The sequence below is a fragment of the Tianxiuia mixotrophica genome, assembly GCF_050596425.1.
In the GTDB taxonomy this organism is placed as follows: domain Bacteria; phylum Bacillota; class Clostridia; order Peptostreptococcales; family Acidaminobacteraceae.
In genome coordinates this window covers 2,584,843-2,610,147 of sequence record NZ_CP192292.1, presented here as the reverse complement: position 1 = coordinate 2,610,147, position 25,305 = coordinate 2,584,843, and the positions used below count along the sequence as shown (strand labels likewise).

Genomic DNA, 25,305 nt, shown 5'->3' with positions numbered 1-25,305 from the left:
ACTTGGTAAACAATCAAATGCTATTTTACTATGGAATATATGAATGTTCAATAATTATAGAGAATAATGAATATAATGTCACAGACATATTAAATTCCTCGATGGGCATCTTAAGATCTTTTTAAGAAATATTAAGACTGTCAAAAGATTGATGGATTATACTATGACCAGCGGACAAGAATTTTACAAATAGTGTGCAGCCTACATATATAAAACTTAAAAGTGGGTTTGAGAGCATGTTCGTTAGTATGTATGGAAGACACAAACTGAGGTGAAGAAATGAATGAACATATATTGGTTGTCGACGATGATCAGGAAATCAGAAAACTTATTCAAATTTATCTAGAAAATGACGGCTATATATGTCACATGGCCAAGGATGGAGCTCAGGCCTTAGAGCTTATAAAATCTCAGCCCATAGAGTTGATGGTCCTTGATGTGATGATGCCTAAAATAGATGGTCTAACGGTCTGCCAAGAGGTTAGAAAAGAAAAAAACATTCCAATCATTATGGTTTCGGCCAAAACCCAAGATACAGATAAAATATATGGCCTTACATCTGGGGCTGATGACTACATGACAAAACCATTTAGTCCCCTTGAGCTTCTTGCCAGAATAAAATCTCAACTTCGCAGGTTTAAAGTTCTAAACAATACTGAGGGCATGAATGCCTCACAAACAGAAATTGCTATTGATGGTCTTTATATCAATACGGCCACCCATGAAGTCAAGGTCAACGGAAAAGCTGTCAAACTCACGCCACGAGAGTTTGATATTTTACTCCTGCTTGCAAAAAACAAGGGTGTGGTCTTTAGCACTGATAAAATATATGAAACCGTCTGGGAAGAAGATCCTTTCGAAACAAGAAACACTGTGATGGTTCATATAAGAAAAATTAGAGAAAAAATTGAAGCCAATCCACGCAGTCCTGAATATGTAAAAACTGTATGGGGGGTTGGCTATAAAATATGAATTCTGTTGAAAGAAAGCAAAAGAAACTGGAAAAAGCAAAGAAAAGAGCCAAGATTAAAGCAGCCAAGAAAGCGGCTAACCGCAGAAGGTGGAAAAGAAGGTTCGGTCGAATGGGATCATTCATTGGCCGTCTTTTTTCAGGTGTGAATAATCTGATTGACAGACTGGGAATAAGGAGTAAAATACAGGCCAGTATTTTGGCGCAAATACTACTTAATTTCTTTATTGCTCTTACGGTCGGCGTCATGGTTACAGTGATTAGCTTACGTCTGTCTGTTGAAATACGTGAAGATGTGGAGACGACATATGATAGGGGATACGATGAAATATTTCGCCAGAGCGAAAGACTGTTTGAAGATGTGATGGAAGCGGAGAGCATCGATGATTTTTTTGGAATTATGGAAGAATCAAATTTCTTTAGCAGCTTTATGTCTGAACCAGAGATATACATCACAGATACGACAGGGAATGTTCTTTTCAAAAACGACAAGGCAACAGCTGAAAAACTCAATATAATTGATGTTGCTGAAAAGGCTGGTGACGTAAACCTACACGATAGCTACAGCAGTCGTGAACCCCAAGAAGTCTTTCGGGTGTTTAAAATTGATGGACAGAATGGCCCTGAAAAACTTATGATTTATATTTCCTCGCCAAGGGAATATACAATTTACACTTCTGAAATTGTAGGCAATGGGGGCATCTTCCCCTATATTAACGGTCTTGTGGCCTTTATATTTACCTTCATTCTACTTTCGCGCAAAAAGCTTAAAATGGTTACGGAAATATCGGATGCCATGCTTTTTATAGCTGATGGGGATTTAGATTATGAAGTGGAAGAAGATGGATCAGATGAGGTGGCCCTCTTAGCAGAAAATATTAATTTTATGCGCCGGGCTTTGAAACAGGAAAAGGAAGAACAACTCAGAATCGAAAAAACCAAAAGTGAGCTCATCACAAATGTGTCTCATGATTTAAGAACACCCTTGACATCTATTATGGGCTATTTGGGGCTTATAAGAACAGAACAATTTAAAACACACGAGGACATGCTTGAGTATGCTGAGATTGCCTATGCAAAATCTGAAAAACTGAAAATACTCATTGATGACCTCTTTGAATACACAAAGTATGCCAACACAGATATAGAACTTCATTTATCTATGATTTCGATGAATCAATTGGTCCAGCAGATTATTTCAGAGTATACACCTGTTCTTGAAGACGAAAACCTGGATATAGACCTTCATTTGCCGGAAGAAGACATATTCGTAGAAGTTGATCCTAAAAGAATTGTGAGGGTGTGTGAAAATCTTCTCATGAACGCCGTTAAGTATGCTTATAAACCAAGTAGCATCGATATACGTTTAATTGCTGATAAGGATGAAAAAGAAGGGTTTTGCTTGATTTTCGAAAACGACTGTGACATTATGGATGATCGTGATTTGGATAATCTTTTCGAAAGACTTTACAAGGCCGATAAGTCCCGCTCTGAAAATGGAAGCGGGCTAGGTCTAGCCATAACAAAGGGCATTGTGGATGCTCATGGTGGTGAGGTCTTTGCAAAACAAGACGGGCATAGAGTAAAAATAGGCTTCAAAATATAAGCATTGCATTATAAACATATTCATTCAAAAGGTTAAAATTTAGAAACAATGTCCTCTATGTAAACGGTTTGTAATCCCTAAAATTAGTAAAAATGATAGACTCAGTATGAGCCGAAAGGAGGCATACATTATGAAAAAACTGATAATTATCCTTGCGCTGACCCTAGTGGTGGCTGCAGGATGTACAAATCAAGAGACAACACAGGAAAATAGCCTGATCGACTCTAATGCAACTGAGACGGGATCGGAAGTAGAGAACACAGATGATACCAGTGCATCAGAAGAGTCTAGTGACGAGGCTGACTTGACTGAAGACAATTCAGATGAGAAGGATGTGGACGAAGAAGCGGCTATTATTCCTCAAAATGAACTGGACAATGCACTGAGCAAGAAGAATTCCATCGACATTAAGGCCACTGAAGCGGAAGTGGAAACAATTACACTTGAACCAGAAAGTGAAAGTTGGGAACCGCGTGTGCTTAAACAGTACCTAGACAATGATGAAATCCTTAAAATGACAGTGACTGAACCAACGGACGCTGGGAAAATGACGGGTTTAACAACATACTACTATGACCAGGGTGAACTCTTCTTTGTCGAATCATCATTTGCCAACTATACATTTAAGGGCGGAAAGCTTGTTGTATGGGCTGACGAAAATTACACTATTCTTAACATGTCTGATGAAGACCTGAAAAGAAGACAAGAAGTTCTGGTAGATTATTTAGTCAATTACCTGGAAATGTTCGATATTGACGAAAAGTAAAATGTCTTTTCATTTCGTCATATAATCTATATATGAATAGAAAAACTCAATAATTAATAATGAAAATTACTAAGGGGCTGTCATTGTGACAGCCTTTTTGATTTTTTGAGGTGGCATGAGAGCTTGGTAGGTTTCAGTCCTTATAACCACGGTCAAACATTCCTTTTGATTACCTTGACGCATGGAATACAAGTTGGTATCATTGTATGTGCAAACGGTTGCGCAAATAGTATGAATATGGAGTCGAATATGAATATACAAGCTTTTTACCATCAACCAAAGAGTAATTATAATTTTGCACTTGATGAAAATACCATCGTAATTCGTTTCAGAGCCGGTAAGGGTGATGTGAAGAACATTAGACTTATCTATGGGGACAAATACGCCGTAGGCGGTGATCCAAATGCCGCTGGTGGTGTTGATGAAAACTGGATTAGTGAACACCATTGTGCTGATATGGACCTTGAGCGTTCTGACGAGTTTTACGACTATTATATATACAAAGTTAAGGCAGACAGCATTAATTTTAGACTTTCTTATGTTTTTATTATCGAGGGTTATTCAGAAGAAGGTGAAAATACCCTATATTATACGGAGTGGGGCCCTCAACATGACCTGGATCCAAAGGAGCTCCACCTGCATTACTTTAACTTTCCCTACCTGAATGAAGTGGACATACATAAAATACCTGAGTGGGTTAAAGATGCAGTCTTTTATCAAATTTTCCCTGAGCGTTTTCACAATGGAAACAGGTCGAATGATCCAGAAAATATTGAGTGTTGGAACACAGGCATTCCTGCGAGAGAAAACTTTTTTGGCGGTGATTTGGAAGGCATAATTGAAAAGGTAGACCACTTAAGTGAATTGGGTGTCAATGCCATTTATATGACCCCTGTTTTCAAATCTACGACCAACCATAAATATGACACAACAGATTACTTCGAAATTGACCCGCATTTTGGGGACAAGGAGACACTTAAGAAGCTGGTGGACATATGCCATGAAAAGAAGATAAAAGTCGTTCTTGACGCCGTATTTAACCACTGTGGCTATATGTTTGACAAGTTTCAGGATGTGGTGGAGAAAGGAAAGGACTCTCCCTACTATGATTGGTTCTACATTAAACAATGGCCTATTGATTTTGATGAAATCACCTATCAGACTTTCGGATTTGAACCCAAAATGCCAAAACTCAACACGGCCAACCCAGAGGTTATTGATTATCTTATAAAAGTTGGGACATACTGGATTGAATATGCCGATATTGATGGCTGGAGACTGGATGTGGCCAATGAAATTGACCACGCATTTTGGCGAACATTTAGAACAGCAGTCAAGTCTATTAAGCCAGATGCTTATATTGTGGGCGAAATATGGCATAATGCACAGCCATGGCTTATTGGAGACCAGTTTGACGGCTCGATGAACTATCCTTTTACGAGAGCATGCCTACAGTATTTCGCATGGAACAAGGGGACGCCTAAAGAGTTTGCAGATATGATCAACACCAATATTGTACGCTACACGCACCAGGCCAATATTGCCATGCTCAATATTCTTGACAGTCATGACACGCCCCGTTTTTTAACTGAGTCTCAAGGCAATAAGACTGCCCTTAAAATGGCAGGCCTTTTCCAAATGACTTTTGAGGGGGCACCAAGTGTCTACTATGGAACTGAGATTGGTATGGAAGGGGCGGGAGACCCTGACTGCAGACGACCAATGCAGTGGGAGAAATCCAAGTGGGATCTGGATATGTTCGACTTCTATAAAAAGATTATCGACATACGTCATTCTGGAACTGAGTTTAGACAAGGTGATTTCCAGTTTGTCTTCCATGATCAGGTTCTGATTTACAGAAAAATCCATGAGGCATCTCAATCGATTGTCATTATGAATAGGACAGAAGAAGATCATAATATATCTATTCCTTTGACAGCCAATAGACCCGCCTATGATAAAATAAACAAGGGCAATGAGCCAGATCAAGTTTTTGACCTCCTAGGTGGAGGGGCTTATAAAGTGAATGAGGGAAAAGTCACAATGACAGTTAAGTCAAAAGCCATGCATGTATTAAAAGTCAGAGGGGAAAATGCCTAGTTTGACCTATTAAACAATTTACCTCTATCCCTTGATCCACTAGGATTTCATACTTTAACAGAGTACACTTTCGTAAATGTCTATTATCGGTTTGTGATATATTTACAAACCTATAATTTATACTCATAACAATATTGTAATGCTGTGAAAGATGGACTTGTTTATCTCGATAATAGTAATATCAACGCGTATATCCTGTTTTACCTTGACAATATCGGGGGTAAGAATTATCATATATTTATAATAGACTTAAATCGTATTTAATTGAGGTGTATTTATGAGAATAACTCAAGAAGCGGATTACGCAATGCGGATCGTTCTTGCACTAGCCCGTAGAGGTGAAGGCGTGCGCTTAGATGCAAAATCGATTGCAACAGAAGAAAATGTCCCGCAGAGATTTGCACTGAAGATACTCAGAAAGTTGACAAAAGCTGGTGTGGTTAAATCATTTAGAGGTGTTCAAGGTGGCTATGCCATTAGTCGAGCGCCAATAGATATTAATATGCACGATGTTATTGTCGCAATTGATGGACCAGTTTATATTAATCGTTGTCTTGAGACACCCGAGTCATGCAATTTGAATAGAACTGAGCACTGCGCTATTCATCATGAGTTAGGAAGAATTCAATCTATGATTAATGACGAAATGGTTAAGGTAGACTTTGAAATGCTTCTAAAGTCGAGTGATAGCTTGACTCAGATCCTGCAAAAGTAATACTTATTCTAGCATCGGTAGCAACAACCGGTGCTTTTGTTTTTTTAGTATTCATTTAGATTTCGTAATGATAATAAGTCTAAAGTCTTAGCTTTTAGGCTTGTTATAGTCATTCGGGCGTGTTTGTTTTTTTCGGGGGAATAGGATTTAATAGTATTTGAGAGGACGTGACACTATGCAAATGAGGAAGTTTGGTAAAACAGGCGAGTCTGTATCATTACTAGGGTTTGGATGTATGCGTTTGCCAATTATTGGCGAGGATACAAAAAACATCGATCAAGACAAGGCTGTTCAGCTCATTCGTAGCAGCATAGATTCCGGAGTAACATATATTGATACAGCGTGGGGCTACCATGGAGAAATGAGTGAACCGCTGGTTGCCAAGGCTTTAAAAGACGGATACCGCGAAAAAGTTCATTTAGCGACAAAACTGCCAAGTTGGCTTATCGAAAAAGAAGAAGATATGGACGACTATTTGAATAAGCAGCTTGAAAAGCTTGAAACAGATTACATAGATTTTTATCTGGTACATACTTTAAATGACAAATACTGGACCAATTTAACGAACTTGGGGCTATTTAAATTCTTAGATAAAATAAAGGCAGACGGTCGTGTCAAGCATATTGGCTTTTCCTTTCATGACAAGTTGCCACTTTTTAAAGAAATTGTGGACGCCTATGACTGGTCTTTCTGTCAAATACAGCTAAACTACATTGACACAGACTATCAAGCAGGTCTGGAGGGTCTTCACTATGCAGCTGAAAGAGATTTGGGCATTGTAATAATGGAACCTCTTCGTGGAGGCAATATCGTTAGAAATATTCCTTCTGATATTAAAGATGTCTGGGCGTCATCCAAATGGTCAGACAGAAAACCAGCAGACTGGGCCCTACGCTATGTCATGAATATGCCGGAGGTTCATGTTGTCCTAAGTGGTATGGGAAATGAAAAGGAGCTTAGGGAAAATATTGATACAGCAAAATCAGCTCTTCCAAACCAATTGTCAACAGAAGAACTAGCCACTATTGATGAAGTCTCTAGTATTTACAAAAGTCGGATTCAAGTTAACTGTACCCAGTGTGCTTATTGTATGCCTTGTTCGTTTGGGGTTGAAATCCCTAAAATATTTGGCATGTATAATAACGCGCATATTTTCAATGACCTTGCAGGCCATAAAGTGTTCTATGAGAACTTTATTCGAAAAGAAGGACATGCATCAAACTGTACCCAGTGCGGTGCTTGTGAAAAAGCCTGTCCTCAGCACATAGCTATTATTGACACAATGGAAAAGGTTGTTGAGATCTTTGAGTAAAATGTTTTTCTAAGAGATTAGAAGGGCTAATGCATTGCATAGCAATGATTTATATAGAGAAAAAGAGTATAAACAAGAGGTGATTCAATGAAGTTATTATTTGTACACTATCCTAAATGTGGTACTTGTCGAAAAGCTGCCAACTGGTTAAGCATCAATGAAATTGAAGTCGAGAAAAAACACATTGTTGAGGATGCACCTACATACGAAGAGCTGCAAGAGTGGTATGAAAGATCTGGTTACCCCATCAAGAAATTCTTTAATACGAGTGGTCGACTGTATAGAGAGATGGGTTTAAAAGACAGAATCAAGGAATCTACAGATGAAGAACTTTTACAACTCTTGGCATCTGATGGCATGCTTGTTAAAAGACCGATCCTGGTCTCTGATGATTTCATTCTGGTTGGATTCAAAGAATCGGAATGGCATGACACCTTAAATGGATAATCATATCTCATAAAAAAAATAAATCCGCTTTAGTGCCGTACAGTTGGACGGGACTAAAGCGGATTTTTATTGTAGATAAATCATGTAAGAATTATGCTATTTTGAAATTCTTAATTTTCACATCTGATCTCGTGTACAAGTCTATAAAATCCATGTTATCAAGACGAATCAGAGGTCTTTCAGGAGCAAACTTATTAATATATACAATTTCACCGGAGAGACCATTTGAAAGAACAACTTCAGACCCGATATAAAGTCTGTAAATGTTTTTTAGAAAACGATTGACAAGCCCTGGGTGAAGGTGGTTTTTGTAAGAGAGGTCTTTAATGACTTCAACCGCAACAAAAGGGGACTCACTATTTTTATAACTTCGCTCAGTGGTCATTGCGTCATAGACGTCAGCTATGGCGATTATCTGCGCATAGGGATGGATTTGATCCTTCTTGAGTCCAAATGGATACCCGCTTCCATCGAGGCGCTCGTGGTGCTCAATAATCCCTCTAAGAACATCTTTTTCAAAGACATCTTGACTCCTTGCGATCTTGTAGCCAAGTTCAGAATGACGTTTCATGACACTGAACTCATGGGGTTCCAAATCGCCAGGTTTGTTAAGTATATCATCAGGAATTTTACTTTTACCCAAATCGTGAAAAAGACCGGCAAGGGCGATGCTTTGAATATCTTTTTTGCCCAGGCCATTCCACTTGGCAATCATGGCTGAAAGAAGACAGACATGGACACTATGGGTTAAAGAGTATTCATCCTTCAGGTAAAGACGCTTTAACTTAAGTAAGATTCCAGTGTTTTTGGAAACACTGTTAATCAAGTCGTCCATTGGTGTTTTGACCTTATCAAGAACCTTCTTATCTAAAAATTGAAAATCGGAAAAAACATGGCGCATCATATCAAGCATTTCACCATAGTTTTCACTAGCCATAAGCATTTCACCAGTTAGCTCTTGGCTTATGGTGTCAACTTCAGTGGTTGGAACATCGTCTTTGATAAAAACGTAAGCCACATTGAGTCTTTCGAAGCCTTCTATCATTTGTTCTGTTATGGTTTCATCGGAATTCGCATAGATTAGTTCAAAATTTCCAATAACAGGCTCAGCAAGGATCATGCCTGCTTTTAAGTCTTCAATCATGACCATTTTCATAAAAATTCTCCACCTTATCCCATAATATTTCCCAATTACTATTTTACTATGTTAAGAGTATAAATACCATTGAAAATTTTGGATTAGGGTCTTTTAAATATAAGATTATTCTTAATATATCCAATCTGTGTTATAATGTGAGGGTGATTTAAGGGGGCGTTTTAGTGGTTTTCGGGTGGAAGACGTCATTAAAAAACTGTTTTAGGTATTATAAGCATAACTTGTTGGCAATGTTACTAATATCAATATTACTAACAGGATGCGAATTGATATTTATAACCATGTTGCAGCATGCGTACTGGATTGTTCAGTTTTTTCCAGTATACTTGCTTTTTTTCGTGTTCTTATTTCAGTACATATTGCTCATTGGTATAATCAGAATGCATCAGGGTTTCATAGCATATTGTCAAGAGATTGTGAAGTCTGGGCGAATGACTTTTAGATTGGGCCTTGAAAAAACGAAGGGGAGGACTCTTAGGGGGCTAAAATCAAACTTAACGGTCTTTGTTCTTATTCTTCTTCCTAGTCTTGCTTATTTTATAACAATTTTATACATTGATGATTTGATCACACGGGCCTTAACAAGCACAGTGCTCTTGGGCATGATTTATCTACTGCTGACACCCTATCACTTTATTCAAGTTGCAGCATCAAGCGAGTCAAAGCTTGTTAATGACTTAAGAATCAGCACAACCATTACCCGTATGTATTTCAAAGAGACCTTAATATACTCATTCTTAACCATTGGGTGGCTTTTTGTGCCACTGCACATTTGGTTAGTCATTGAACAGGGACACATTCATTTTTGTGGCTGTGCACCCGTTTTGCAAGGTATAGCCTTATGTTTGACCATGGTTCGGCCCATATGGGTCATGCTTCAAGTCCAAGTTTATGCCTATGTTAAAAGAACCCAATTTCCCGTTCCAGAAATGGATCCGGATTTAAGGGATCGAAATTTGATTTAAATGTGAAAGTCAGGCAACATGCAACAGCTGACGATGTTTTATAATCTGTCGGCTCTATGCTTGTGCTAATAAAATACAATACATATATCAGGCGTTTGCAAAATTTCAGACCCACATTCTCCTTATTTCATATATAGAATTTATATTTTAAAATATCTATATTTGGCATGACATATGGCATGACGAGAATTAATGAATGATATTTTGCAAGTCGCTCAAATAATAATATTTAGGGGGCCAACTATGAAATATTGTCCATCGTGTCAGTACGAATATGAAGATCATATTGAATTGTGTAGTGATTGCGGAAAACCGCTTGTATCGGCTGAAGAATTTGAGGCCGTTAAGGACAAGCCGCAAGAAGAAAACCAGACAGGTGCATTTATAAAGCTGGGAGGGTTTGAGTGGCAAATGTTGACTGAACTTGAATCCATGCAACAGGGGGAACAAGTTCGTGAGATTATGAAGCAATTCCAAATTCCTGTGGAACTTCGTGAAGATGGGGAAAAGACCCTTATATATGTACCAAAAGTTCAGTATCAAACTGGTCTTTCTGTCATTCATCAGGTTTTTGCCATGTCTGCTAAAGCTGGCGGTGCCGCAGAAACTTTAGAGCAGGAGTTTGATGAAATGGATTTCGAACTCGAGGATGACGAGCCGAGTGAAAATGATGGCTTTGGAGCAAAACTGATTATGGTTCTAGGCGTTATAGCTGTGGCAGCCATGATTTATGCATTTTTATCTTAGGCGCATTAAAGACAATCATAAGATCAATCTAGACATAAACCCCCTCGAATATAATTATCGAGGGGGTTTTATGAATGGTGGAGGGGTTTATGCCTTGTGGCCTTTAATAAAATCAATAAGCGCATTTTCAAAGTTTTCGTTATCCTTTTGAGTGCGTTTTTTAAATTTACTTGTGTGCTTCTTATGCTTTCTGCGCATTTCCTGGTTCATATGGCGACGATCTAGAAGCAGGTCAATGTTACTAGTTGAGTAGACCATACCGTTTTGATTGATGGCAAGTCCGTGCTTTGACATAACCATGGCCGCCAGTCCATAGTCCTGGGTCACAACAAGATCTCCAGGTGAAAGTCTATTGGCTATATAGTAGTCGGCACTGTCCCTGGACTTATCCACAGTAACAACCTCAACATGTTCAGGATGGGTGTTTTCAATATGGACTGCATGATTTTTCACAACAATCAGTTTCAGACCATACTTTATACCAATTCGTATAGTATTCTTAACAACAGGGCATCCGTCAGCGTCTATGAAAATCTTCAAAATTAGCCTCCATTAAATATCAATTAGCTATGAATCCTCTATTTCTTTTTCTGGGCCATTATCTGGTCATTGAGATCAGAAAGGTACTCAAAGCGTTCCATTTTTTCAAGTAGAGCTTCTTCAATCTCATCCTTCTGGGTGGTGAGTTCGCCTAGGCGAACAAAATCCGTAGATACAGTGGCCATTTCAGCATCAATCTTTGAAAGCTTTGATTCCAGACTTTCGATTTCTTCTTCAATCATTGCAAACTCCCGTTGTTCATTGTATGAGAACTTAACTTTTTTATGACTTGTTGAGTCCTCTTCAGGTCGGGAGACTTTGCTTTTATCCATGGCTGGGGCTTGCTTATTGGTTTCATCTTCCATTTCTTTTTTATAAGCGGCATAATCAGAATAGTTTCCAGTGTGTTCCTGAACATGGCCTCCGCCTGTGAAAGCAAAAATTCTTTGGCAGGTTCTATCAAGAAAGTATCTATCGTGAGAGACTGAAATAACAGCACCACGAAACTCATCCAAGTACATTTCCAAAACCTTTAGGGTATCAATATCCAAATCGTTTGTCGGTTCGTCTAAAATAAGGATATTAGGGGCTTGCATTAGAATGCTTAGTAAATAGAGTCTGCGTTTTTCGCCACCGGAAAGTCGGTTGATATAGGTCCACTGCAAGTCCTTGTCAAAGAGAAAGCGTTCCATCATTTGTCCGGCTGTGATTTTTGTTCCATCTGAAGTTGTAACGTTCTCTCCAAACTCTCGAATGAACTCTATAGCCCGCATGGATTCATCAAGGGCTTCTGATTCCTGTGAGAAATATCCTATTTTAACCGTTGAACCGATGTCTATACTTCCTGAATCAGGTCTTAGTTTCCCTGTGATGAGATTAAGCAAGGTGGATTTGCCGGCACCATTTTTTCCAACGATGCCTATGCGGTCATCGGGCAGTAGGGTGTATGAAAAGTCATCAATAATTTTTTTATCATCAAATGATTTACATATGTTTTGAAGCTCAATGACTTTTTTACCCAGGCGGGAGTGAGCCACTGAAATTTCCACTTCGCCATCCTGTCGAAGGTAACTTTCTTCTTGCAGGGATTCGAAACGCTGTATTCTAGCCTTTTGCTTAGTGGAACGAGCTTTAGCCCCACGCTTAATCCATGCCAACTCTTGACGGTATAGATTTTGTCGTTTTCTTTCCATGGACTCAGCCATTTGCTGACGTTCAATTTTCTTCTCAACAAAGAGGGTGTAGTTGCCATCATAAGAAAAGAGGTCGCCATGATCCAGCTCAATGGTCTTATTTGAAACATTGTCAAGGAAGTACCTGTCATGGGTGATCATGATAAGGGCGCCCTTTCTTTGTTTTAAATAGCTTTCCATCCAGTCTATGGTTTCATTGTCCATGTGGTTTGTTGGTTCATCGAGAATAAGAAGATCACATGGGGTGATAAGGGCTTGGGCCAAGGCCACCCTTTTTTTCTGACCACCACTGAGGGTTCCAATCTTGGCTTTGAAATCATGAACGCCAAGTTTTGTCAGGACCATTTTAACCTGACTTTCAAGTTCCCAGGCATTTTTAGCATTCATTTTATTCATAAGATCAAGTTGCTTGTCTATAAGTGTCTTGTCATCAGGCGTTTTTTCAAGATCCTCCGTCACGGTTTCGTAGTCTCTTACAAGCTGGAGTATATCAGAGTCACCTTGGAAGACCTGTTCAATAACTGTGGCGTCAAGATCAAAGTCTGGTGACTGGGACAGGTAGCCAATGCGTATGTTTTTCATGGTCAGAATTTGCCCTGTATCAGGGTATTCAACGCCAGCAATGATTTTGAGTAAAGTTGACTTTCCAGTGCCATTGACGCCTATGAGTCCAATTTTATCTGTGTCATTAATGCTAAAATTTATATCGTCAAAAAGTGTTTTATCACTATATGATTTGGCAATGTTCTCTAATGTTAATACGTGCATGTTATCATCCTTTCTTTACATGAAGCGCTTGTAAGTCGCTCATACTAAACCATTTTAACATAATTCACAGTTCTTCAAAGAAAATTAGCATACATATACTATGATTTGTAAAGTTAAGCAGGAAACATGACATATGTCATGCTGTGATTTATGTGACTCTGCTAGACTTTAATTATAGTAAGACATGAGACGATAAGTGCTCAAAAGGATGCAGAGCCCTTATAAGGCTTCATAGAAATGAGGAGATGTAATGTATAAAGGTTCAGCAATAATAGTTGGTATGCTCATTGCCTTTATGGTTTTTTTAAACGGAACACTGAACGCCTACTTGGATGGATTCGTTTCAGGCTTTCTAATTCATATTGTGGGTATTCTCTCGGTTGGATTGATTCTTCTTCTTCGCCAAGAGACATGGAGAATTAACAGGTCCTTGCCCAAAAAGCTCTTGGTGGGCGGTCTATTTGGTGTGTTGCTCATTCTCTTTAACAGTTACTGCTTTGTTCAAATAGGCGCAACAATGACTCTGACCTTAGGTCTTTTTGGACAAATGATATTTTCTGCAATAGTGGACCATTTCGGCCTCTTTGGAATGAAGCAGACCAAAATGAACCCCAAAAAAATAATTGGATTCTCGATTGTTTCCATGGGCATTGTCTTGATGACTGTAACGGGCTAAGAATACAAGGAGGAAGACTATGTTTTCAATTTTTCTGGCAACCATCAGTGGCGTGTTTGTTATTCTTTCAATGATAACCAACGCCAACCTTGCAAAACGTGTGGGTATATTTCAAAGTGCCCTGGTCAATTATATAGCAGGCCTTAGTGGCATTGGTCTATTGATGCTGGCCTTTGGTGATATGAGCTTGCTTCAAGCGGACACTTTATCGGTCATACCACTCTGGGCTTACGGGGGCGGTTTCGTAGGCGCTCTTATAGTTGCAAGTTCCAATGTGGTTATTCCTAAAATTCCAGCCGTGTATGCAACACTCCTATTCTTCATTGGACAGATCATAGCAGGACTCACAATTGATTACTTTCAATTCGGAACTGTGGATAAAATGAAGTTTATCGGTGGGGCTTTGGTGCTTATGGGTATGGCCTACAATATATATATTGATAAAATGGATGAAAAAGAAATAGAGCCCCCTATTAAAGCAACTGTTATGCATGAAGCATAGGCAGTTGTTTTTTTATGCAAAATTCACTGTATGTATCATGGGATAAAATGTCGAATAGGTTTGACTGCGACGAAACAAGTTGTCTGACAGACTAAAATATATGGTCTGCCGGACTAGATAACTTAACCGTTTGGGCATATCGTAACCAATGTGGTTTGATGGAATTCGAAGATAAAGCATAAAATTACACAAATAGACCGTGAAATGACACAAACGGATGATTATTTAATTGACTGTGTATTTAAACGATGGTACAATCATTACACAAAAGTAACATATGTCCAATTAGGTTCCATTACAAATCATATAAATGACAGTTAAGGGAATATATATATATAAAGGGGACAAAAAACTATGGAAGATAAGAAAGTTAAAATTAGAAGGGTACTTGATGACTTCTTAGAGGAAGTGCTCACCTGTTCAGAAAAAGAGAATTGTATTGATTATTTTAGGATCGAAATTAATAATCATAAGGGCAAGCTTCAAATGGATTTCCAAATACGAAAACGCGATCAAGCTTATTAATTTACATATTGGTGGTCTTACCAGAACACTGGCAGACACGATTGTACACAAGTACAGGGTGTCTGTTTTTTGTTGCTTGAAAACAGTAAAGGAGTTGTTTATGAGAAAAAGTCTATACAATCTTGTCTATGAACTGGGTGATGGAGAGTATTTGATTATGAATGGTTGTACAGGAGCCGTAGATGAAGTTGGGCCAGAAATTGCTGACTTGATTAATCCGGAAGAAAAGGATGACTTTATTCTAACAGATAGACTAAGTAAAATCCCTCCCGAATACAAACAAGCGCTTATTGATAGAGGTTACATCACTGAGAAGAGTCTTGAAGAAGAAGTGGACGGATTTAAGAAAGTGGCAAATGCATTCAAAGAAATAGAAACAAAGACCATGCATATTACCATTATGCCGACCTACAACTGTAATTATAGATGTCCATACTGTTATGAGCTCAACCTTCATAGTAAGGGACAGGGTTTTATGGAGCGGGTGATTCATGAAAGTGATATTCAAAAGATATTTGAAGTTATAGACAGCCTTCATAACCAGGGTCAGAAAATCCAGGAGATTAATCTATATGGTGGTGAGCCCCTCCTAGAAGAAAATAGGGACATAATTGACATCATAGTTGAAAAAGCTCAGAAAAGAAACCTAAAAGTTCTTGCAGTTACTAATGGTTATGACCTGGATGTCTTTAAAAAGCATATTGGTCCAAATGGCATAGTAGAATTTCAGCTCACACTGGATGGTAAAAAAGAGACCCACAATATGCGCAGGAAACATAGAGATAAAACCGATACTTATGCTCAAACAATCAAGGCTGTTGATGAAATTCTCAGTAAAGAGGCCATATGTAATCTAAGATCCAATATAGACCATGAAAACATTCATGAGATCCCCCATATATTAAAAATTATAGAGGGCAACGGCTGGGATAAGAACAAGAATTTTAGAAACTATTTCAAAGCGGTTCACGGGTGTTATAGCACTCATGAAAGTCCCCTGAGAGATAGTGATATATCTAAATATCTCTATGAACTGAGAAAATCCAGTCACGGGAAAATGCAAAATGACAAAGCTGATATTAGAAATCTTGTCAAACCAGAGATGACAGGTGTGGCTTCAGAGTTAATAGGACGTTTTGAATATGCTCTAAAAACTGGGGATTATGCCATGTTCAAATCATCATATTGCGGGGCAGTCAACGGCATGCTTGTCTTCGATCCTTACGGTGATGTCTATCCGTGTTGGGATACGGTGGGCAAGAAGAATCAAGTGATTGGTCGTTTGACAGAAAGCGGTCTAAACCTTAATGAGAATTATAAAAATTGGCAGACGCGCCAGCCACAAAATATTGATAAGTGCAGCCGGTGCCCTTATGCACTTTATTGCGGAGGAGGCTGTCCAGCCCATGCTGAAGTCACAGAAAATGATATTAACGCACCGTATTGTGATGCTTTTAAAGAAGTTTTTGATCAAGTGATACCAGCAACTTATACAGCTTTTAAAAATAGATAGTAATTAAGTATGGGTGTTCTATAGAAACGAATAACGAAAAACAAAAAATGAAAAACAAAAACAAAAGGACCATGATAAGGGTTTATACATATAAAGGAGGATTTAATATGAAGTCAGTAAACAAATCAATCGAAATCGCAAAAGTGGACGAAAGACTCATGGTAGAACTTGAGGGCCGTAAAGAAATGTCTAATAAAATTTCTGCTTGTGCAGCCAATGCAGTGGCTAATGCATGCGGTGGACAAAAGTAATACTGTAGCAAACAACTAAGCAAACTCAACCAAATAAGATTTAAAGTTATTCGTTTCTATATTCACTATATATCAGGAGGTCTTTATGCAAAGATTAGACAGTGATGTTTCTAGACTAATAGAAGTATTTGAAAGCGATACCCTAAAGCATATTATTGCCACTCATAAAAGTTTGGTTAAAAAGCGTGAGCAAGACCTAAACACCTGGAAGGCATCATATCCTCATGTGAATGATTATGATGTCAAAGAACTTCACTATTATATAACCTACGTTTACTTAATAGCCAATAGCTTTGGTTATTTAGATAATGATACCTTGATGACTGTTTCAGAAATAGCGACGAAAATCATTGAGCCTTTTCGACATTTTCTGAATGTCCACTATGAAGGCGAGAAAGACACCGCAACAGAGAAGGCCTTCGTTTTAAATCAACAGCAAATAAAGGGATTGATGGCTCTTGAGAAAATACTTGATAAAAAAGCCATGAGTATATTTTGGGAGAGCCTTGATAAATACACAAGTCAAATGATTGAAGGATTCCATTTGGCGAATGCAAGAAAAGGGAAATTAACACAAGCATATGACGATGAATCTTTTAATAAAATTGCTATCGGTCTCAATGCATACTCAAAAATTATAATACCGATTATTGCGGGGCTTACAGGAAAGTACGAAAAAATGACCCCAATAGAAAAAGCTCTTGACCACTATTTTATAGCGCACAAGATATTTCTTGATTTGAAATGTTGGAAAAGAGATTTGAAGCATGGTCGTTATACAAGAATACTGACTGAGGTCATTTTAGATAATAAAGATATATTTGATGAAGTGGATCGGATTCACGAGAAGGACATTATGAAAGTCCTTTATACAAATGGATATGACGAAAAGCACCTCTTAAAAGCAAATTGTGTTATTGAATGTGCCTTGTTTGAAACATCTGGTAATGAACCCTGTCAGAGGGCTCTGAGGTCTTTTCAAAACCGAGTCAATTTACTTCTTTATGATTTTAGAACCTTAAAGGGGGTCAATAAAAGGACTTACACTGTGGCTGGTGACAAGGGATCAGGGGCTGTTGGTATTGACGCTTCTATAAAAGGGGCATCTCATTGGCTATTTGATCAAGCGAGGCGGCAGTATCCCGAATTGACACATTGGGGGACTTTCCTTCATCATTATGGATTCACGGCCAAAGAACAGGTCATACCAGGCAATGTGTATTATAGAACTTATATGCTAAATACCCTTGAGGGCTTATCAGAGTTAAATGCCTTTGAAGCACCAGATGATATGACTCATATATTCAATATGGAAAGGCAATATGTTTTTGAAAGCAAACATGCCTATTCTGAATATGGATGGGGGCATTTTCCTATGTCACCTGAAATCCCACCAGACATTGGAACCCTAGCAGAAGTAATTTATTGTGCGTTAAAAGCGGGAGATCGTGAAGTTTTGAAATTAGCTCAAGAGGTTATTGATTTTATTCTTACGAACAATAGACGCTCAGATGGTGCCATACTAAGCTGGATAACCAATAAGAAGAAAGACGAATTTTTAAGAAATTCTAAGAGTGTGCACTGCATCTATATTCGTATGTTGCTTAAGCGCATATATAAAAAGCCTATTGTGGTGACTGTTGCGTCCTTTTTAGAGGCTCTTTATCAACTTGATGACAAGACCTATAAAGAGGTTATTGAAGCGGGATATGCTTGGATTATGAGCCAGCAAAATGAGGAGGGATACTGGAAGTATCATTATTATACAGGTCAAATGATGGGCGTTTCCAAAATATTCACGTTGTCAAAAGCTTTAAAGGCTTCCAACAATCATATGGTTAAAACTGCTCAGTACATACTTGAATCCCAAAACACTTCTGGATCATGGGGACAAGGGGAAGGCGATCCAAAAGAGACCGCCTATGCACTGCTGGCCTTAAACGATGCCATTGATATGAACATAATTAAAGCTGAGGATGCAAAGGCGAAAATTGAGAAGGCGGTATCCTATTTACTAAAGATGCAGACCAGTTACGGTTACTGGCACGGCTGTGATTTTGCTGAAATTCAAATAAAAAATCTGTCAACTGAACCTGCTGATCTAATTGAGTACAGAAGTGCGACTTTAACCACGGGGCTTGCCCTCAAGGCTTTGGTAAAAAGTGCCCAAATTACGAAGTAGAACAAGTGTTCTTACACTAGTAGAGACCATTCAGAGAGGCGACAATTAAGAATTATATTATAGAGGAGGCCAACGTGAGATCATTAAATAAAAGTATAAACCTACAAGATATTGAAAGAATGGACGAACGTCTAAGCGAGGAGCTTGAAGCACGTGTAGAATTTAAAGGTGCAACGAGAGCTTGTGGACTTGATCTTTCCTTAGGCATTTGTCCAGTATGGGCTTGTGCCATTAATCTCATTCTTTAATAGATGAAAGAGCATAAGCACACCCTTATGCAATAGAAATACAAAGGATCAATAATTAAAGATATAAATCTAAAGATTATATTTAAACGTTCTTATTAATTGAAGTAAAAGATTGGTGGTCTCTCTAGTTAAGATAAGGAAGGACGTTATGTGCCCACAAGCAGCTGTAGAAAAGGATAGGCCAAAGCTTATTGAAAAGGCAAGCCTAAAACCCTTTGACCATGGAAGTGAAGAGATAAAATATATACTTGCTAGTGATGATCGTCACTGGGTCATAGCTGAAGAACTTTATAAAGTGCTCTCTTTAATGGATGGTACCCGAACCCTAGATGACATCATGCGCGATCTTTCAAAAAATGATCAGCTGGATATTACCATAGAGGCTCTTGAACGAATATGTGACCATTATTTGCTTAAAAAAGGCTTGTTACAAGGTCGTGAGAGCCAAGATAACATAGGAAATAAGACCAGAAAGCAATCAAAATATTTCTGGTTTCAAGTTCCAATAATTCCAGAAGGCCTTCTGAGAAAAATGACATTTCTGGCCATACCATTTCATAAAAGTGTCATAGTAAGTGTGACCTTGTTTTGCATTCCTGTGGTCGTCTATATCATGTATTTACTGGTTCAGCCTGAGTTTTTACAAAGCATAGCCCTCGTAAGGGGGAAGGACTGGTTCACACTCATTTTGATCATGTTGGCTTCAGGTTATTTACATGAACTTGGTCATGTTGGAGCATGCCTTAAATATAAAATGGCACCAGGACATATAGGGTTTGCATTTTATATGACCATGCCGGTCCTATATGCTGATGTTTCAAGAGTTTGGAATCTAAAAAGCAAACAAAGAGCCCTTGTAGATGTCGGTGGTCTATATTTTGAAATGGTATTCCTGAGCATTTTGACGCTTGTATCAATGGCACTTGAAAATAAAGTGATATTGATTGGAACAGCCATACGTTTTATTGGTATGACATATAATTTCAATCCATTCTTAAAGATGGATGGTTATTGGTTGTTTAGTGATTTGACTGGCATCACCAATTTACATGATGTCACGTTGGACTTTTTTAAAGACAAGATCATTCGTAAGATTTCAAAATCTAAAAGTGAGATTCAAAAAGCATATTATACTGGCCTGAAGCCGAAGATTAAAAATGTTTTTTACGCTTATGTTGGAGCCAGTTCGGTGTTCTTTCTTTTCTTTATTTACATACTGACAATTGCCTTAATAACATCTATAGAAAACATACCCGTACTTGTTACAGAGGTGATTCAGTTCAAACAAGTCATGCACAGTCAGTTTAACTGGCAGACCTTTGGCTTGGGTCTGGTTGAACTTTTAAAAGATCATGCTTTGTTTATTCTGACATTCATATTAATAGTTAGGATGATTGGAAAAGCCGTTTCATCTCTAGGAGTACTTTTCTTAGGACGTTTGCATAATGAGTGATCAAATTTTACATAGAAGCATTAAATAAAATAGGCATGTTTAAAATGAATCGTTTTAGGATTAATGATTGTGCACTAGGCACAGGGAGGAAAATGATGATAAGAAAATTACAAAGATTCGTGATAGCTCTGCTTGTCATTTGTCTTATGGTTCCTCAAGTTTCACTAGCTCAAATGAACTTTGCAGAATCAAAGGCAGGTCAAGCCGCAATTGAGAACAGTGAAATCAGGAATGGATTTGAAGTTAAATACTATGAAAGTGTAGATATTGTTGGACTTGAATCTATTGGCTTAAATCAGCCAAACGACAAATCAAAAGGATCATGGTTGATGCTTGGAAAATTGAAGGAAAATGAAAATTTAAAAGCAGCAAGATTTCATGGGTTGGTTGATCCTACCGACGCAGTGAATGAGCTAAATGCAGCTATCGAAACGAACACTGTCCAGTCTGCTGCTCAATATGAAGTAACGACTGGATCAGCTATAGAAGCTGCTTTGAATGATATGTTTGATGGAGAATCTGAAACAAACAATCTGCTCATTGGCACAAATCAGAATGATAAAATTAGGATGTATGTGGATGGCCAATTGATTGTAGACAGATCAAATGATGAGAGGGCCATGGATTATCTTCGTCCGGTTCAAGTGAATAGAGATCCTGAAACTGGTCAAGTAAAACCACTGGATATCGTTATAGATTATTATGTTGTTGGCAGCACAAGTGTGCCTGATTCTGTTAATCTAATGTACGCCATTCCCAACAGCAATGGTCGTGTATCTATCAATTACTTTTCGCTTAATGATATAATGCCTCCTAAATATGAAGAAGGAATAGATGTATTTGAGCCGATTGGTTTGAATGGGAAAATGCTGATAACTGGATTAAGTGATGACTTAGATGGTGACGGCATTCCAAACCACTGGGAAAGTAATGGATACACTTGGGATAGTACAACACTGACACTTGAACCTTGGGATGATGAAAAACACAGTGAAAATCTTGGGTTTGTAAAATATCAAACTTCGCCAATTCAGTACAGTACGGATATGGACCCCTACAGTGACTACGCGGAAGTAACCGGTATCAGGATGGATCCTGCAGTAACAAATGCTGGTAAGCATCCACTTGTTCCAGCTTATCCAAGGATTAAGGTTTATATGGACAGCATGGATATTATTCCACAAAAAGGTGTCACCACTAAAACTGGAAAAGATGTTACAGATACAATATCGAACTCCGTTCAGCAGACGGAAACAAGTTCGTATGAGGAGTCTCATCAAGAGTCAGTTGGCATTAAATATGGTCATGAATGGTCTGCAACACCTAAAAGTACATTTGAAATTTCATTTAATTATACGGCTGGACAAAAGTCTACTGATACAAGTGCAACCGCTATTACGGACTCAACAAGCAATTCTAAGTCAATTAAATGGGAAGAAGCCACTGCGACAGATAGCAATGATGCGGCCCGTTTAAAATTAAATTTATACTATAAAAATGTTGGATCAGCTCCAATTTCTGACGTCGTTCCAAATGTGTCTTTATCACAGTTTGGTAAAGCAATAGCCACACTAAAAATGCCTGAGTCAGCTAGTTCAGAGCATATAACACCAGGCGAAAGATATCCAAACTCCGGTAACCTGAGAGTTCAATATGAGACGGATGGCAGAACACCGATTAAACTGGATATTGACCAACTTAATAACATCATGTCAAAGCAAGCCTTTGAACTGAGAACAGATCAGGTACAAGGCAAAATCCGAAGAGAAGGTGACAATGGAGTATTTGAGAATATAGGAGACTGGAAGGCTCAAATTGCTAAGATCGATGCGGTTTCAGCAGATATTTCACTTCAACTTCCTGGTCAAGATATAAAAAAAGCAAAGATAGCAACGAGAGACAGCAACGATCCATCCACTCGAAGCAACCCTAAAGTAACACTTGAAGATGCCATTTTAATAGCATTTGGTGGAACAACAAATGGGCGGGACATTTATATTGATGGACATAAAATGGAATCGGGCTGGATGGTTTCCATGTCAGCTGAAACACAAGATGAAGTGAAAAGACAAATGGAAAGTATGATATATCCATGTTTGTTTGATATTGAACTTAAGCCAAACATGAACATTATGCTACAAAAGCCTGATTCATCAACCTCGCCGATAATTGAAGGTGCATTTCTCAGTGAAGATGGCAAATCGGTTTCTGTTTATACAAGACCTTCAGTTTATGAAATTGATAATGCCTCTGCTAACCTTGAACTAAATGGTACAAAATCGACACTTACTTTGGTCCAGTCTGAAACAGATGCAAAAGTTTGGTCAGCCAAAATAAATGGACAAATCAACACGAATTATGATTCAAGGGTAACTGTGACAGATAAAAATGGTGGTGAAACAACTGTTGCACTGCAAATTCCGTATGCTTATTCACCGCCTGTACCAGAGGGATTAAAATACGTTGCGGATAGACAGTTTATGAATCAGTATAAGATGGGGCACGAGTATGACTTTATTGAACTACTCGTTCACTCAAGAGCTAGCGATGCAGAAGCTATTGTTCTCAATGGATTCGTCAATTCAGCTGTGGGTCCAAAAATGAATTTTAGGATTGGAAATGGTGAATTCAAGATGGGGTCAAGTGGCGAACTCGTTAAAGCACAAGATGAGAACCTGAATGGATATATAGGGGTTAAAGAAGTGGATAAAACCCTTCTGCAAATGCTCAGTATGTTAGAGGAAATAGGATTTAAAGTTTTCAATACAAGATACGTACTTGATACGAGTTTCGCTAGAGCTGTAATTGATGCTAAGAATTTAAACATATCATTCCTCGGTTCAAATTTAGGAGATAAAGTTGATTGTATTCAGTTTTTCGATTTTCCTGAAAGCAATAAGGTCACCCCAAAAAATTCAGGATTTGTGTTCTATGAAGACCCAAATTATGAAGGGCGTGCTGAAGGCGTGAATTTTAATACCAATGACTATTTGGCGTGGTGCGAAGAGAATGATAACTTCAAGCCATCATCAGCCAAGTTTGTTAATGGGTATAAGCCCTTGCATGCACCGCAGCACGGTTTTAGCTCCATTACAACGAGAGATGAAATTTTTGCAAACATTAACTCAGGCAGAAATATTTATAATGGTGTTGGTGTATCTAATTTATTTGATTTGAATGTTGCTCCAATAGAGGATGAGGATCCCTTATCACGTCTGAACTTATCAATGGAGGGGTATTTCTCTAAGGAAAATGAAAATGGTACAAAACTAAACATCCTAAGCAATCCACCAAAAATTATGCTGGATGCCTTTGGGGAACAGCAGAGTTTGAACACGCAAATCGAAGACGCTAAAGCTTATATTGTAAAGGTGACATCAGACAAAATCAGTTCTGATAAAATAACAGTGACACTGAACGATGCATATGATGTCAATTTGGGTCTCTCTGATACAAGTGGATTTGGCCTTGCAAGTGGCGCAAAGTTTTCACCAAGACATAGTGAAACATTTATATTAAATGTTGATCCTCAGCACCCAGATAGAATAGATGTGAATGTGAGTCTTGGTAGTTGGAATTATGTTGATGATAATTCAAAAGTTGAGATTGAGGTGCTAGGAGCATACACATCAGACGGAGAATGCTATTATTCGGTTTTTGAACAGCCTTACGTGTTGAAAAATCTGGACACAAATGTTACAGAGCCGGTTACGATTGCTCTTGAAGGCCCTAAATTTGTTACTAAACCAAAAGGTTATATGATTAGGGTAACCGCAAATAGTGCATCATCTGATCTGTTGACACTCCATATTGATGAAGCAACTATTGATTTGGGGACTTCTGCCACCGAAGACGTAAATGGTTTGACGTCATACGGTGTAGATCATAGTGGATTAATGTTTGTGCCAGTAGATAGTACGCCATATACACTAAATGCATTTACGGAGTTCAATGAGGAATTTGTCGATCGTGGTGTTTATAAACTGGAAATGGTCGGTTACTACTACTAAACTACAATTGTGAACATTGGTTTTGGAAGCACAAAAGGCCCCATTCAAAAGTCTGAAATTGAATGGGGCCTTTTAGTTTTTTCTTAGGTGATACCTATACGAAACTAAGAATAAATTTATTGTGCAGCAAACTATAAGGTTCGTGACTAGTTGTCAGATTTTTATTACTACAGCAAAAATAGAAATATCGAATATGAACCAACGTTAAACTGAGAAAAACTGAAGCGATTGTACAGCGTCTTAATTTCTATTATATTAGGGGGTTTTTGAATCAAGCTGGATGTTGACATAAAGACGAGTGTAATTTCTAAATCTTTTAATTTAGCATTAAATGGCTTTATCTACTTAGAACACAAGTGTAGTTAACATAATAAATATATGGAAACGAAAGCGCTGATATGAAAGAAATGGCGTGAGACATAATATATAATAGCTATTGATTTAAAATGATATGTGCCATATGACAAATTATGGTCTGGTGCTTAAAATTATCAATTATATAAGATTTATTATTAATCCTAATTTTAAGAGATTTATATGATCTGGATAAGATGACGACAGCAGTATCATATAATGCAAATTAATGTTTACCAAGATGAAATGTTAAAGGATAAAATTCTAAAGTTCTAAAGTTCAAAAATAATGAACTAGCTATATCAA

General features: G+C 38.1%; 21 protein-coding genes. 18 read left to right on the top strand and 3 right to left on the bottom strand.

All coding sequences use genetic code 11. From position 1 onward, the window contains the following. Nucleotides 1–279 precede the first annotated feature (279 nt). The 7 genes from ACQ4KW_RS11355 (at nt 280) to ACQ4KW_RS11325 (ending at nt 7,916) form a co-directional block, all read left to right on the top strand. A complete protein-coding gene (locus tag ACQ4KW_RS11355) occupies nt 280–972 on the top strand; it encodes a response regulator transcription factor (protein WP_430882590.1) in 693 nt (230 codons plus the stop codon). Then, nucleotides 969–2,576, top strand: coding sequence for an ATP-binding protein (locus ACQ4KW_RS11350; protein ID WP_430882589.1), 1,608 nt, complete (start codon nt 969–971; stop codon nt 2,574–2,576). Before ACQ4KW_RS11355 ends, ACQ4KW_RS11350 begins: the two co-directional genes overlap by 4 nt. 130 nt (nt 2,577–2,706) lie before the next feature. Beyond that, the gene (locus ACQ4KW_RS11345) at nt 2,707–3,342 is read left to right on the top strand and encodes a hypothetical protein (RefSeq protein ID WP_430882588.1); all 636 of its coding nucleotides are present in this window, start codon (nt 2,707–2,709) and stop codon (nt 3,340–3,342) included. A 249-nt stretch (nt 3,343–3,591) separates the two neighbouring features. Then, a complete protein-coding gene (locus ACQ4KW_RS11340) occupies nt 3,592–5,442 on the top strand; it encodes a glycoside hydrolase family 13 protein (protein WP_430882587.1) in 1,851 nt (616 codons plus the stop codon). A gap of 277 nt (nt 5,443–5,719) precedes the next feature. Then, on the top strand, nt 5,720–6,157 hold the full coding sequence (locus ACQ4KW_RS11335; protein ID WP_430882586.1) for an RrF2 family transcriptional regulator: 438 nt from the start codon (nt 5,720–5,722) through the stop codon (nt 6,155–6,157). Nucleotides 6,158–6,332: 175 nt separating this feature from the next. Further along, entirely contained in the window at nt 6,333–7,469 is a 1,137-nt protein-coding gene (locus ACQ4KW_RS11330; RefSeq protein ID WP_430882585.1) for an aldo/keto reductase, read from the top strand. 87 nt (nt 7,470–7,556) lie between these two features. After that, a complete protein-coding gene (locus ACQ4KW_RS11325) occupies nt 7,557–7,916 on the top strand; it encodes an arsenate reductase family protein (protein ID WP_430882584.1) in 360 nt (119 codons plus the stop codon). A 91-nt stretch (nt 7,917–8,007) separates the two neighbouring features. On the opposite strand, the gene ACQ4KW_RS11320 is transcribed toward ACQ4KW_RS11325, so the two are convergent. Further along, nucleotides 8,008–9,072: an HD-GYP domain-containing protein gene (locus tag ACQ4KW_RS11320; RefSeq protein ID WP_430882583.1), complete on the bottom strand. Its 1,065-nt coding sequence runs from the start codon at nt 9,070–9,072 to the stop codon at nt 8,008–8,010. Between the two features lie 431 nt (nt 9,073–9,503). Here ACQ4KW_RS11320 and ACQ4KW_RS11315 point away from each other — a divergent pair, with 431 nt between their 5' ends. Both ACQ4KW_RS11315 and ACQ4KW_RS11310 read left to right on the top strand, forming a co-directional pair. Next, nucleotides 9,504–10,037, top strand: a complete 534-nt coding sequence (locus tag ACQ4KW_RS11315) for a hypothetical protein (RefSeq protein WP_430882582.1) — start codon at nt 9,504–9,506, stop codon at nt 10,035–10,037. A gap of 243 nt (nt 10,038–10,280) precedes the next feature. Continuing rightward, nucleotides 10,281–10,784: a hypothetical protein gene (locus ACQ4KW_RS11310; RefSeq protein ID WP_430882581.1), complete on the top strand. Its 504-nt coding sequence runs from the start codon at nt 10,281–10,283 to the stop codon at nt 10,782–10,784. 87 nt (nt 10,785–10,871) lie between these two features. Here ACQ4KW_RS11310 and ACQ4KW_RS11305 read toward each other — a convergent pair whose 3' ends face one another. Next, nucleotides 10,872–11,324: a YaiI/YqxD family protein gene (locus tag ACQ4KW_RS11305; RefSeq protein WP_430882580.1), complete on the bottom strand. Its 453-nt coding sequence runs from the start codon at nt 11,322–11,324 to the stop codon at nt 10,872–10,874. A gap of 38 nt (nt 11,325–11,362) precedes the next feature. Continuing rightward, entirely contained in the window at nt 11,363–13,285 is a 1,923-nt protein-coding gene (locus ACQ4KW_RS11300) for an ABC-F family ATP-binding cassette domain-containing protein (protein WP_430882579.1), read from the bottom strand. A gap of 250 nt (nt 13,286–13,535) precedes the next feature. Between ACQ4KW_RS11300 and ACQ4KW_RS11295 the strand changes: the two genes are divergently transcribed. The 9 genes from ACQ4KW_RS11295 to ACQ4KW_RS11255 all read left to right on the top strand — a co-directional run bounded on the left by ACQ4KW_RS11295 (nt 13,536) and on the right by ACQ4KW_RS11255 (nt 24,645). Then, nucleotides 13,536–13,961: a DMT family transporter gene (locus tag ACQ4KW_RS11295; RefSeq protein WP_430882578.1), complete on the top strand. Its 426-nt coding sequence runs from the start codon at nt 13,536–13,538 to the stop codon at nt 13,959–13,961. 19 nt (nt 13,962–13,980) lie between these two features. Then, nucleotides 13,981–14,463 (top strand): DMT family transporter, encoded by a 483-nt coding sequence (locus ACQ4KW_RS11290; protein ID WP_430882577.1) that lies wholly within the window; start codon nt 13,981–13,983, stop codon nt 14,461–14,463. A 354-nt stretch (nt 14,464–14,817) separates the two neighbouring features. Next, on the top strand, nt 14,818–14,988 hold the full coding sequence (locus ACQ4KW_RS11285) for a hypothetical protein (RefSeq protein ID WP_430882576.1): 171 nt from the start codon (nt 14,818–14,820) through the stop codon (nt 14,986–14,988). Nucleotides 14,989–15,088: 100 nt separating this feature from the next. Beyond that, nucleotides 15,089–16,501: a radical SAM protein gene (locus tag ACQ4KW_RS11280; RefSeq protein ID WP_430882575.1), complete on the top strand. Its 1,413-nt coding sequence runs from the start codon at nt 15,089–15,091 to the stop codon at nt 16,499–16,501. Between the two features lie 107 nt (nt 16,502–16,608). Continuing rightward, nucleotides 16,609–16,752, top strand: coding sequence for a hypothetical protein (locus ACQ4KW_RS11275; protein WP_430882574.1), 144 nt, complete (start codon nt 16,609–16,611; stop codon nt 16,750–16,752). 85 nt (nt 16,753–16,837) lie between these two features. After that, entirely contained in the window at nt 16,838–18,934 is a 2,097-nt protein-coding gene (locus tag ACQ4KW_RS11270) for a prenyltransferase/squalene oxidase repeat-containing protein (RefSeq protein ID WP_430882573.1), read from the top strand. 74 nt (nt 18,935–19,008) lie between these two features. Continuing rightward, nucleotides 19,009–19,182 (top strand): hypothetical protein, encoded by a 174-nt coding sequence (locus tag ACQ4KW_RS11265; RefSeq protein WP_430882572.1) that lies wholly within the window; start codon nt 19,009–19,011, stop codon nt 19,180–19,182. A gap of 148 nt (nt 19,183–19,330) precedes the next feature. Next, on the top strand, nt 19,331–20,635 hold the full coding sequence (locus ACQ4KW_RS11260) for a hypothetical protein (protein WP_430882571.1): 1,305 nt from the start codon (nt 19,331–19,333) through the stop codon (nt 20,633–20,635). 95 nt (nt 20,636–20,730) lie between these two features. Then, nucleotides 20,731–24,645, top strand: a complete 3,915-nt coding sequence (locus ACQ4KW_RS11255; RefSeq protein WP_430882570.1) for a binary toxin-like calcium binding domain-containing protein — start codon at nt 20,731–20,733, stop codon at nt 24,643–24,645. Nucleotides 24,646–25,305 lie beyond the last annotated feature (660 nt).